Origin of the sequence: Enterococcus sp. DIV0546 (assembly GCF_051712785.1) — a bacterium.
Taxonomy (GTDB): domain Bacteria; phylum Bacillota; class Bacilli; order Lactobacillales; family Enterococcaceae; genus Enterococcus; species Enterococcus faecalis.
In genome coordinates, this window is sequence record NZ_JBIOPO010000001.1 from 557,899 (window position 1) to 570,288 (window position 12,390).

The following is a 12,390-nucleotide window of genomic DNA, read 5'->3' on the forward strand; positions in this document are numbered from 1 at the left end:
ATTGGAGGGAAAAGTAGATGGCCTTTTTACAAGCAAATATTTATTCAAATGTATTGGAAATGGAAGTGAATGTGAACGTAATTTTACCACAAGAAACGGTAAAAAAAGTGGGCACAAGTACCCAAGCAGCATTGACAGATATTCCCGTGTTGTATTTATTACATGGGATGGGAGGAAATCACAGCGTCTGGGCTCGCAGAACCTCTATTGAGCGGTATGTCGCTGATTTGGGGATTGCTGTCATTATGCCGTCCACGGATTTAGCTTGGTATACGGACACGCAATACGATATGAACTATTGGACGTTTATCTCAGAAGAATTACCGAAAATTTGTCATCAACTCTTTCCACAGTTAAGTACAAAACGAGAAAAAAACTTTGCCGCTGGTTTGTCAATGGGTGGTTATGGCGCCTTGAAATTAGGATTAGCGAAACCAGAATCTTTTGCAGCCGTTGCTTCTTTGTCTGGGGCAGTCAGTTTATCATCCACTAGTTTTGGGGAATTATTAAAAGTCCGTAAGCGAAGCTATTGGGAAGGTATTTTTGGCCCGTTAGATCAAATTGAAGGTTCTATTCACGATCCGCTGTATTTACTACAACAATTAGTAGAAAGCCAAACAGAAATGCCCCAATTTTACCTTTGTTGTGGGGAGCAAGATATGTTACTTTCTGCTAATCAACAGATGGCTCAAGCGTTGGAACAGGCACAGGCAAGTTACACTTTTGAAACTGGACCAGGAGAACATGACTGGGTGTTCTGGGATGAATGGATTCAAAAAGCCTTGGCTTGGCTACCAATACCAAAATAGAGAAAGTGGTTTTCGCTATTTACTTATAAAAGATAGCCCTTGGTCCGTCAGTCATTTCGACTGACGGACCAAGGGCTTTTTTATTTAGATGAAGATGTGTTGTCTGCTTGCAACCCATCTAAGTAGGTTTTAACGGCTTGAATAAAGGCGGATTTTTGGTGGATGGAGTGTCGAAATTGAATGCTTTCCTCCATGTACGTTAACTCATTGTCGGAGACATATTGTTTCATGTGCAGCACTTGTTCTTTTAAATAGTCATCTCCGTTCAACACTTGCGAAACGAGCTGTTTTTCCTCCGTTGCGTCCATAATCATCCCAAATAAAAGATGTTGTAAAGACGTTACTGCTAAATGAGTAATTTCTGGTGAAAAACCTGCTTCTCTTAAAATGCCCATCATTTGATTCAAATGACGTAATCGTTGGGGATAGGCAGGGACGGTTTGGATTTCGATGGCTACGGCACAGGGAAATTGTTGATAGAGATCATAATAGTTTTCCATGAAGGCCAGTAAGTCAGAATACCATTCACCACATAATGCAGGTTCTTGAAAGTGCTCTTCAATCGCTTCAGCCATACTTTGAAGTAAGGCTTGCTTATTTTTAAAATACCAATAAATTGCGGGCGCCTGTACACCAAGCTGTTTGGCGACTTTACGCATAGAAAGTTGTTCTAAAGTGGGACTTTTTTCTAACAAAGAAAATGCGGCTGCAATAATCGTGTCTTTTGATAATTTCGGTTCCATGATTTTAGCTCCTATTAAACGTTATCTTCGTAAGTTTATCAAAAAGAAGGTACACTTTATGATAGGAAAAACTTGTGAAAAATTAACTTGTTCGCTTGTATTTTACCACTAAAAATGGTAAATTATGAATCGGCCTTATTTTACAGTGTTAAATTGGTGAAGTCAATGAGCAAATTGATTTTTTTGTAATGGGGAAGAATTCGCAGACCAACACTGAAGAAGCAGGGAACTATTTTAAGAAAGTAGGGATAAGATGGACCTTATTATTCAACACGCCAAAAAATACAAAGGCTCGGTAGTTATTGCCTTGTTGGCGGTGATCGTAATGGTTGTCTCAGCACTTTGGCAACCAAAATTGTTACAACAAGTGTTGGAAGCAATTATGAATGACGATAGCGACAAAATGAAAAACTTAGGGATTCAATTAATTGCCATTGCAGGATTAGGACTCGTTGCAGGGGTTATTAATACAATTTTTTCTGCCAAAGTTGCCCAAGGTGTCAGTGCTGACATTCGTGAAGCAACTTTCCGCAAAATCCAAACCTTTTCATTTGGCAATATCGAAAAATTTTCAGCAGGTAACTTAGTTGTTCGTTTAACAAATGACGTTACTCAAATTCAAAATGTCATTATGATTGCGTTGCAGACACTTTTTAGAATTCCTTTTTTATTTATCGGGAGTTTTATTTTAGCGATGCTAACCTTGCCACAACTATGGTGGGTGATTGTTGCACTTGTCATCGCAGTTATTTTGATTTCTATGCTGTCCTTTTCGCAAATGGGCAAGCATTTCATGATTATTCAAAACTTGATTGATAAGATTAATGGTATCGCAAAAGAAAATTTGTTAGGCATTCGTGTCGTCAAATCATTTGTTCAAGAAAAAAATCAATTGTCACGTTTTACAAAAGTGAGTGAAGAATTAACCACCCATAACTTAATCGTAGGTAGCTTATTTGCTGTGATGATTCCAGCGTTTATGTTGGTGGCGAACTTAGCCGTTGTAGGCTCGATTTTCTTTGTGAGTAACTTAGTCAAGGATGATCCAACTTTAATCGGTGGTGTCGCTTCCTTTATGAACTATTTAATGCAAATCATGATGGCGATTATTATCGGTGGAATGATGATGATGATGACTTCTCGTGCCGCTGTTTCCATTAAGCGGATTAAAGAAGTGATGGAAACAGAACCAGATGTTACCTACAAAAAAGTCCCAGAACAAGAGTTAATTGGTAGTGTTGAGTTTGACCACGTATCTTTCCGTTATCCTGGGGATGAAGAAGATACCTTGAAAGACATCTCTTTCTCTATTCAGCCAGGTGAAATGATTGGGATTGTGGGCGCAACTGGCGCTGGTAAATCTACATTGGCACAATTAATTCCACGTTTGTTTGATCCGACAGAAGGAAAGATTGAAGTTGGTGGTGTCGATTTACGAGAAGTGAACGAACACAGTTTACGAAAAACAGTTTCCTTTGTATTGCAAAAAGCAATCCTGTTCTCTGGAACGATTGCGCAAAATCTACGCCATGGTAAACGTGACGCTTCTGAAGCGGACATGGAACGGGCTTCAGGCATCGCCCAAGCCAAGGAATTTATTGAAAAATTAGCAGAAGGTTATGATGCACCCGTCGAAGAACGGAGTAATAACTTTTCTGGTGGACAAAAACAACGGTTATCAATTACAAGAGGTGTGATTGGTGAACCTAAAATTTTGATTTTAGATGATAGCACCAGCGCGTTGGATGCTCGTTCGGAGCGGTTAGTCCGAGAAGCGTTGGATAAAGAGTTAAAAGAGACTACCACGATTGTTATTGCCCAAAAAATTTCTTCTGTTGTCCATGCAGATCGTATTTTAGTATTGGATAATGGACGTTTAGTCGGGGAAGGCACGCATGAAGAATTAGCAGCTACGAACCCCGTGTATCAAGAAATTTACGAAACTCAAAAAGGAAAGGAGGAAGCTTAATGACTGATTTAATAAAAGCTAGTAAATTTTTCTATCATTATTTAAAGCGTTACAAAGTTTCTTTCCTCTTTATTTTCTTAGCAATTTTCGCAGCGACTTATTTACAAGTCAAAGCGCCGCAATTCGTTGGGGAAGCTATTCAGGAATTAGCGAAATATGCGGTTAATGTGATGCAAGGAAAAGATGATAAAAGTGCGTTCGTTTCTGTCATTTGGAAACTACTCATTTTTTATGTCTTAACTAGTGCCGCTAGTTTCATTTATAGTATTCTCTTTACACAAGTCGTGGGGAAATCGACAAACCGCATGCGGATTGGTTTGTTTAATAAATTAGAAAAATTGACGATTCGTTTCTTTGATTCTCATCAAGATGGTGAAATTTTAAGTCGTTTTACTAGTGATTTAGACAACATCCAAAACAGTTTAAACCAAGCGTTGCTACAAGTATTAACCAATATAGCCTTATTGGTTGGTGTCTTAATCATGATGTTCCGTCAAAATGTGGAACTAGCATGGGCCGCAATTGCTTCTACGCCGATTGCGATTTTAATTGCGGTCTTTGTGATTAGCAAGGCGCGCAAATATGTCGATTTACAGCAAGATGAAGTGGGTAAATTAAATGGCTATATGGATGAAAAAATTAGTGGGCAACGTGTGATTATCACTAATGGCTTACAAGAAGAAACCATTGACGGCTTTTTAGAGCAAAATGAAAAAGTTCGTGCAGCTACGTATAAAGGTCAAGTGTATTCAGGATTACTTTTCCCAATGATGCAAGGAATGTCATTAGTCAATACGGCGATTGTTATTTTCTTTGGTGGTTGGTTAGCAATCAATGGCTCTGTTGATCGTGCCGCTGCGCTAGGTTTAGTCGTTATGTTTGTCCAATATTCCCAACAATATTATCAACCATTGATGCAAATTTCTTCAGGTTATAGCATGATTCAATTAGCTGTTACAGGCGCTCGTCGTTTAAATGAGATGTTTGATGAACCAGATGAAATTCGTCCCGAAAATGGCGAAAAATTAGAAGAGATTAACAAAGCTGTGGCTTTAAATCATGTTGTTTTTGGCTATAATCCAGAAACGCCTGTGTTGAAAGATGTTTCTATTCATGTGGATAAAGGTGAAATGGTCGCTTTAGTCGGACCGACAGGCTCAGGAAAAACAACGATTATGAATTTAATGAATCGCTTTTATGATGTGAATGAAGGCGCCGTGACGTTTGATGGTGTGGACATTCGTGAAATGGATTTAGATAGCTTGCGTTCACATGTAGGCATTGTTTTGCAAGAGTCCGTTCTATTTTCAGGAACAATTCGTGAGAATATTGCTTTTGGTAAGCCAGAGGCCACGGATGAAGAAATTGTTCAAGCAGCGAAACAAGCGAATATCCATGAATTTATTGTAAATCTTGAGCAAGGCTACGATACTGAGATTACGGAAGAGAATAACCTTTTCAGTACGGGGCAAAAGCAATTAGTAAGTATTGCACGAACGATTATTACCAATCCAGAATTATTAATTTTGGATGAAGCAACAAGTAATGTTGATACAGTAACAGAAGCTAAAATCCAAAAAGCGATGGACGAAGCAATTAAAGGGCGCACCAGTTTTGTGATTGCCCATCGTTTGAAAACGATTCTAAATGCGGATCGGATTATTGTTTTACGAGACGGTGAAGTCATTGAAGAAGGCAACCACCATGAACTAGTTGAACAAGATGGATTCTATGCGGAACTTTATAAAAATCAATTTGTTTTTGAATAAGTTGAAAAAGAAGCAAAATGAGTCATTCTCATTTGCTTCTTTTTTTGCTATGCTAAATAGAAAAAGGAGAAATGTCAATGGAAAAAATGAGGAATGTACGGCAATTACGGCGCACGTTTTTGGTGCTAAATACTTTATTTGTACTGAGTGTATTCAGAGAGAATCGATGGACAAAATCGGCACTACTTTTTTGGTTGTTGGCTAATAGTTTTTTATATGGACTGCAGTGGTTGATTTATCTTGGGGGCGAAAAAGGCTGGCTGATACATTTGCAGCGGTGGTATTATTGCGCGATTCTTCTCCAAATAGTAGGCACATTGATTGTATATTTTTCGTTTTTTGTATAAAGGTCTCTCGTTTCTTGCCGGAGAATATGCTAAAATAAAAAGCAGCAGGGGGCGAGAAAACCATGGAAAAGCCAAATAAACGCAAAGCTGATTTAGAACGTACACGGCAAATTATTTTGTCTGTCGCTTCTGAATTATTCATGACAAAGGGGTTCAAAAATACCTCCACTCGTGAAATTGCTTTAAAAGCGAACATTACCCAACCGAATCTCTATCACCATTTTAAAAATAAAAAAGAACTGTATTTAGCTGTGATTGAAGAATTAACGTCCCGTGTTCAGGAAGAATTAGTCCCAATTGTTTCTGGAAATGCATCAGTAGAAGAAAAACTTTATCAATTAATCAAAGTTTTGTTAGATGAACACCCGACCAATCTTTTCTTAATGTTGAACGACATGTTTCAAGAAATGGGCCCTGATTACAATCGTACGCTGTATCAAATTTTCAAAAAAACCTATATCAATAATATTGCGGCTATTTTTGAAAGTGAACCTGAAACCAATTGCTTACAAGAGGGCATCAGTGTAGATGATGCAACTCGGTTTATTTTATATAACGTTAGTGCATTATTAAGTATTGAAAAAACGTACCAGCGAAAAACAGTGGATGACGATGTCAAAAAATTCATTCAATTTATGCTACATGGCGTTCTGAAAAGTCACAAATAAAAAATAGAGAAGCCCTGTTGAAAAACAGACTTCTCTATTTTTTGTAAAATTCACTTATCGATTGATAAATAATTATTGATTTATCGATTGATAAGTGATATAGTTTATTTCGAAAAGAAGAAAGAGGTGAACCATTCATGTTTTTAGGATTTAATGAAATGAAGTATTCAAAAGGACGGTACGTCCTTGTAGTTTTAGTAATGGTCTTGATTGCTTGGTTAATTTTTATTTTGTCAGGTTTAGCGAACGGTTTAGCTCAAGGAAATCGTTTAGCCGTAGATCAATGGCAAGCGAATCAAGTGGTTTTATCAAAAGAGGCCAATAGTAATTTAAATGTATCAGTGTTAGATGAAAACGTGAAAGAAACGATTTCAGGGGGCAAAATTGCACCGATTGGTCAACAATCTTTAGCCATCCGCCCAGCAGATGACAAAAAGGCTGAATTAACGAATGTTAGCTTATTTGGGATTGAAAAAGAAAGTTTTTTAATGCCAAAAGTGATTGAAGGAAACGCATTTACTGATAAAAATCAAGTGATTGCTTCAGAAACATTGAAAAATCAAGGATTTAAAATTGGCGACAAATTAACTGCAGGGAAATATGATGAGCAATTAGAAATTGTCGGCTTTATTTCTAAAAGTAGCTATAACATTGTGCCGGTTATTTACACTTCTCTGGATACTTGGCGGTCAATTAAATATGGTAACAATCCAGCAATGGCCAAAATGGTTAATGGTTTTATTGTTCGCAGCAAGGACAACGCGGAAGTTAAAACGACTAATAAGGACAGCCAAGTTCTTTCAATTTCAGATTTTATTGAAAAACTGCCAGGATACAGCGCTCAAAACTTGACCTTGGATGGCATGATTTATTTCTTGATTGTGATTGCAGCGTTCATTATCGGTATTTTTATCTTTGTGATGACTTTACAGAAAACAGCAATGTTCGGTGTCTTAAAAGTTCAAGGGGTGCCGACTAGTTTCTTAGCAAAGGCAGTCATGCTACAAACCGCTTTATTGGCTGTTCTAGGAGTGGCGATTGGTCTTGCTTTAACAGGAATTACCGTGCTCTTTTTACCAGAAGCGATGCCTTATGCAACTAATGGACCACGCATGATTTTGTTTAGTGTACTATTGATTTTATCTGCATTAATTGGCGGGGCATTTTCAATTCGAACGATTGCTAAAATTGATCCGTTAATCGCGATTGGAGGTTAGAGACATGGCAAATGTTTTAGAAATGAAAAATATTTATAAAAAATATGGTGAAAAACATACAGAAGTGATTGCGTTAAAAGAATTATCTTTTGCGGTTCAGCCAGGTGAATTTGTCGCAGTAATTGGTCCTTCTGGTTCTGGTAAAAGTACCTTTTTAACGATTGCAGCTGGTTTACAGGCACCGACAAGTGGCGAAGTCATTGTTGGCGGGCAATCACTAAATAAGTTAACGAAAAAGCAACGTTTGGCGCAACGTTTTCAAAAAATCGGCTTTATTTTACAAAGCTCTAATTTGGTGCCATTTTTAACAGTGGAAGATCAATTTCACTTAATTGAAAAAGTTGATAAGTCACGTAAAAATAGTGAATTAAAAGAGCAATTGTTAGAGACGTTGGGTTTAAAAGAATTACGAAATAGTTATCCTCGTGATCTCTCTGGTGGGGAAAGACAACGGGTAGCCATTGCGTGTGCATTGTATCATGAGCCAGACGTAATTTTGGCAGATGAACCAACGGCTAGTTTAGATACAGAAAAGGCATTTGATGTTGTCCAATTACTAGCGAAAGAGGCCAAAGAGAAAGATAAAGGGATTATCATGGTGACACATGATGAGCGTTTGTTGAAATACTGTGATCGAGTGGTTCGTATTCGTGATGGTGAATTGACAGAGTAACAAAACAAATAAAAGAGAACATGATCGGATTGCTGGAGACAATCCGACCATGTTCTCTTATTTCTTTTCAATACAGAAAAGAACAGGTGGCTGATTTTTTTGATTGATAAACTCATAACGTAAGACACTGTAAACATCTTGCGGTAAGGCTTGCGTGTAATTCGTGACCAAATCAAGTTCCTCTGAACCACCTTCGTGGCCATAATAAACGACTAAAATAATGCGACTTCCTTTTACCAAATGAGGCAGTAACCCATCTAACGCCTGTTTAGTCGTAGCGGGTTTTGTAATAATTTCCTTATTACTTTTAGGTAAATAGCCTAAGTTAAAAATGGCGGCAGTGATTTCTGTTTCTTCATCTAGGACAGCATGAAGATGTTCATGTCCTAATGGAAATAACGTAGTTTGTGGGAGTAAATTAAGTTCTGTTAACTTTTGTTCTGTATTGATCAACGCTTCTTTTTGGATATCAAAGGCGAAAACTTCACCAGAAGGGCCAACCAGCTCTGCTAAGAATGCTGTATCATGACCATTTCCCATTGTTGCATCAATGACGAAGTCGCCAGGTTCCACCACTTCTTTTAAAAGTTGGTGACTAAAATGTAGGGCTGTTTGTAGCATTAATTGAAAACTTCCTTTCCTGAAATGACAGTATATTTTCCTTGATAACTGTTGCGGCGTTTCATTTCCGCATCAATCGCATTGAGAACTTCCCATTTTTTCAAGCTCCACATCGGTCCGATAATTGTTTCAAAGGGAGCATCGCCTGTCAAGCGATGAATAACAATTTCGGGTGGAATCATTTCTAACTGATCACAAATCACTGAAACATAGGCTTCTTTACTCATCAATTGTAAGCGTCCTTCATTATAATCCCGCATCATTTTGGTATTTGTCATTAAATGAAGTAAGTGCAGTTTAATCCCTTGGATATCTGAATCCTGAATAGTTCGCCGCACATTTTCGCGCATCATGGCGGGGGTTTCACCAGGTAGCCCGTTAATTAAATGTGTACAGACCCGAATCCCGTGTTTCCGTAATTTAGCCACACCATCTAGATATGTTTGATAATCATGAGCGCGATTAATGGCAGCGCTAGTTTCCTCAAACGTGGTTTGCAAACCCAACTCTACCCATAAATAAAAGCGTTCGTTTAATTCAGCTAAATAGTTCACCACCTCATCAGGCAAACAATCAGGACGGGTACCAATGGATAAACCAACGACACCTTTTTCATTGACTACTTGTTCAAACCGATGACGAATAACGTCAACGGGCGCATGTGTATTGGTGAAATTTTGGAAGTAAACAATGTATTGATCGACAGTTGGCCATTTTTGATGCATCAATTGGATTTCTTTTTGAAATTGAAGCGGCAGGGGATCGCTAGGTGCAACAATCATGTCGCCTGAGCCAGAAACACTACAGAACGTACAACCACCTTTGGCAACCGTCCCATCACGATTGGGGCAATCAAAGCCACCATCAATTGGCACTTTAAAAATCTTTTCACCAAACTGTTGACGAAGTGCATAGTTCCAAGTGTGATAGCGTTTATTTGGATCATCTGAATAAGGAAAAATTTGCATAATCAAGACTTCTTTCTAGCGTTGTTTGCTTTGAAATCGCCAAACAAAGCGTTTTTCTAAATAAATAGGGTAACTTAATAACAACCAAGCTAAACCAAGACAAAAACCACCTAAGATATCGCTAGGGAAATGGACACCTAAATAGATTCGACTAACCCCAATCATGAAAATCCCAATACCTAGTAAAATTTGCACACAAAGGCGGACCGTTTTATTTTTAATGAAAATTGGCAGAATCAATAAAATAGTGCCGTAGAACAAGGTGCTTCCTACAGCATGTCCGCTAGGAAAACTATACGTATGTTCAGTTACTAAATGCTCCAAAGTAGGACGTTGGCGCATAAAGAATAATTTTAATAAAGAATTACCTACGCCAGCAATTAAGGCAGTATTAATAAAGAGCCATAATGCTTCAGCATAATATTTCCAAACAATAAACAGAGCAATGACAACGATTGCTAAGATGATAATCGTCAATGAATTGGCAAATTTGGTGTACCAAATAAAAAAGTTATTTAGCTGTGGAAAAGGACGACGAACAAAAGAAGTAATCGTTTGATCAAAGCCTTTGAGCCAGGTTGGATAAAAACGAACAACATAGCCTAAAAACATAAATACTAAAAGAAAACAACTACCTGCAAATTGATAATAAAGTTTGTTTTTCATAAAAAATCCTTTCAAAATTTAATCGCAACAATCCGTATTATACCATCAAAAGGGTAAAAAATTAAAAGATAATTTCATTGCCTGATTAGAGGGGATACAGATATTAAAAAAGTTCTGGCAGCACAATCTCTCATTGTGGTGCTAGAACTTTTTTAAATGGCGCATGTTTATTGATTATCATCATCAGGGGTATCAACGGTAATATCGCCGAATTCGCTAGAAAGGTTAAACTCTGTATCCGCACGACCATTCTTATAAGATGTTCGCTCTTTGTTTAAAAGTTGAACATCACCTAATTTTGATTCACCTTTGATTGAAATGTTACGCAAAATTTCTCCAGAATTTACATAAATATCTCCATGGACAAGAGCGACAGTTAATTTTTTAGGCACAGCAGGCATGTCTAAAGAAAAATCACCATTTTCACTTGAAAAGTTAGCTTCTCCTTTGAAATCATAGACGCTAATATCACCATCTGTCGTTGTTGCTTGGATGTTTCCACGAGCATTTTGCACTCGAATATCACCAGAAGTAGTAGTATTTTTGATTTCATCGAAATAGGCTGAATCCAACGTTATATCGCCGTCAGTGGTTTCAACTGTTGCTGTTTTAGCGGAAGTATCCGCTGAAAGGTAGATACCATCTGAAGAGTTAAGCGTCATTTTTTTGGCTTTAACACCCGATAGACTAACATAAGAATTTGGTAGATTAGTTGTTAATTCGTCTACGTTAAAAGCATTCAATGAAACTTGTGAATGGGTTGAGCCATCAATCACTAACTTTTTCACATTATTAGGAATCTGGACACTCACGTTCGGTGTGAGGTCATTAAAAATGCCAATATTAAAAAATGACAACTCGGGTTGGTTTTGTGTACGAGTGGTATTGATGGTTGCTGTTATTTTATTTTTTTCTTCTTTGACATCTAAGGTACCTTTAGCTTTTGAATAAAAGGCATTATTCGGTGATCGTAATCCCATTTTGTTACTATCAGTTTTATAAATGGTATAAGGGCCTTTGCCTTTTAAGGATAAGTGAAGTTCTTCGCCTGCTTGTTTATTTTTTAGTGTATAACTTTCTTTTAGCGGTGTGACTGATTTTTCCGCTTGCTTGTAATAATAGACGGCGCCAGATCCACCAATTAGCATCGCTAAGACAGCAATGGATAAGAGAATCCCTGTTGTTTTTTTCATTAGATATCACCTCGTAAAACAGCAATGTTCCATTGGAAATAACGCTTAAAGACATGTGCTGAAAATTTTAAAATTGGTAGAAACAGTAACCAACCAATGATTGATGCACCAAATAAAAAGAGACTCATAGATAATTGGAAAAAGGAAGCGGCATTTGCTTGAGTAATAACACTATAAATACCATAAATTGGTGAAAATAAAGTTGCAACTCCGGCAATGCCACAACCGACGTACATTAAGGCAATCCCTAAAATAACCCAAAACATGAAGAAAAAATTTAAACAGAAAATACCAAGCACTTGGAAAAATCGGGTTAGCGGCCGATGCTGTGGTCGTTGATAGTAAGGAGAATCATTATCATAGTAAAATTCAGATTCTTCTTCATAGGGATGATCATAAGCAGGTGTAGCCGCTGGAATTTCTTGCCAGCCATTATTTTCAATTTTTCGTTCCGTCAATTCAATGCCTTGTTCTTTTAAAATTTCTTCTGCGATAACTCGTGGTTTCCCCAATGATTTTGCCACTTGTTCTTCTGTTTCGCCTTCCGCAACACGAGCATCAAATAACGCCTTGTATTTCGCAAGAATAATAGCTTGATCTTTTGGATTTAACGCTTTTAAATAAATTTTCAGCTCAATAATAAAATGTTCTTTATTCATTCCGCTCCCTCTTTCTACACGATTCATTTCTCATCTTAAACTATAATTTCTTTTTGGGCGAATAACAAGAGGAATTAAAAAAATCAGA

The 12,390-nt window shown here is 37.5% G+C and carries 12 protein-coding genes; 6 read left to right on the forward strand and 6 right to left on the reverse strand.

The features are described 5' to 3' along the window. Positions 1-17: 17 nt before the first annotated feature. A complete protein-coding gene (locus tag IGJ24_RS02710) occupies positions 18-809 on the forward strand; it encodes an alpha/beta hydrolase (protein ID WP_127341835.1) in 792 nt (263 codons plus the stop codon). A gap of 80 nt (positions 810-889) precedes the next feature. Here IGJ24_RS02710 and IGJ24_RS02715 read toward each other — a convergent pair whose 3' ends face one another. Then, the gene (locus IGJ24_RS02715; protein WP_289865803.1) at positions 890-1,552 is read right to left on the reverse strand and encodes a TetR/AcrR family transcriptional regulator; all 663 of its coding nucleotides are present in this window, start codon (positions 1,550-1,552) and stop codon (positions 890-892) included. Positions 1,553-1,805: 253 nt separating this feature from the next. Between IGJ24_RS02715 and erfC the strand changes: the two genes are divergently transcribed. The 5 genes from erfC (at position 1,806) to IGJ24_RS02740 (ending at position 8,195) form a co-directional block, all read left to right on the forward strand. Beyond that, positions 1,806-3,521, forward strand: coding sequence for a multidrug ABC transporter ATP-binding protein/permease ErfC (gene erfC, locus IGJ24_RS02720; RefSeq protein WP_002355662.1), 1,716 nt, complete (start codon positions 1,806-1,808; stop codon positions 3,519-3,521). Beyond that, positions 3,521-5,290: a multidrug ABC transporter ATP-binding protein/permease ErfD gene (erfD, locus tag IGJ24_RS02725; RefSeq protein ID WP_289865804.1), complete on the forward strand. Its 1,770-nt coding sequence runs from the start codon at positions 3,521-3,523 to the stop codon at positions 5,288-5,290. The genes erfC and erfD overlap by 1 nt, the downstream gene beginning before the upstream one ends. Positions 5,291-5,699: 409 nt before the next feature. Then, the gene (locus tag IGJ24_RS02730) at positions 5,700-6,305 is read left to right on the forward strand and encodes a TetR/AcrR family transcriptional regulator (RefSeq protein WP_002355664.1); all 606 of its coding nucleotides are present in this window, start codon (positions 5,700-5,702) and stop codon (positions 6,303-6,305) included. A gap of 137 nt (positions 6,306-6,442) precedes the next feature. After that, positions 6,443-7,522, forward strand: a complete 1,080-nt coding sequence (locus IGJ24_RS02735) for an ABC transporter permease (protein ID WP_002368065.1) — start codon at positions 6,443-6,445, stop codon at positions 7,520-7,522. A 4-nt stretch (positions 7,523-7,526) separates the two neighbouring features. Next, on the forward strand, positions 7,527-8,195 hold the full coding sequence (locus IGJ24_RS02740) for an ABC transporter ATP-binding protein (protein ID WP_002363221.1): 669 nt from the start codon (positions 7,527-7,529) through the stop codon (positions 8,193-8,195). Positions 8,196-8,252: 57 nt separating this feature from the next. On the opposite strand, the gene IGJ24_RS02745 is transcribed toward IGJ24_RS02740, so the two are convergent. The 5 genes from IGJ24_RS02745 to IGJ24_RS02765 form a co-directional block, all read right to left on the reverse strand. Continuing rightward, positions 8,253-8,816: a class I SAM-dependent methyltransferase gene (locus IGJ24_RS02745; protein WP_002355667.1), complete on the reverse strand. Its 564-nt coding sequence runs from the start codon at positions 8,814-8,816 to the stop codon at positions 8,253-8,255. Beyond that, complete coding sequence (locus tag IGJ24_RS02750; RefSeq protein WP_002355668.1) at positions 8,816-9,784, reverse strand: TIGR01212 family radical SAM protein; 969 nt, start codon at positions 9,782-9,784, stop codon at positions 8,816-8,818. The genes IGJ24_RS02745 and IGJ24_RS02750 overlap by 1 nt, the downstream gene beginning before the upstream one ends. Before the next feature lie 15 nt (positions 9,785-9,799). Beyond that, complete coding sequence (locus IGJ24_RS02755) at positions 9,800-10,450, reverse strand: phosphatase PAP2 family protein (RefSeq protein WP_002355669.1); 651 nt, start codon at positions 10,448-10,450, stop codon at positions 9,800-9,802. Positions 10,451-10,617: 167 nt separating this feature from the next. Continuing rightward, positions 10,618-11,643 carry a DUF4097 family beta strand repeat-containing protein gene (locus tag IGJ24_RS02760; protein ID WP_289865805.1) on the reverse strand — a complete coding sequence of 342 codons (1,026 nt, stop codon included), beginning with the start codon at positions 11,641-11,643 and terminating at the stop codon, positions 10,618-10,620. Then, a complete protein-coding gene (locus IGJ24_RS02765; protein ID WP_289865806.1) occupies positions 11,643-12,302 on the reverse strand; it encodes a DUF1700 domain-containing protein in 660 nt (219 codons plus the stop codon). Before IGJ24_RS02765 ends, IGJ24_RS02760 begins: the two co-directional genes overlap by 1 nt. Between the last annotated feature and the right edge of the window lie 88 nt (positions 12,303-12,390).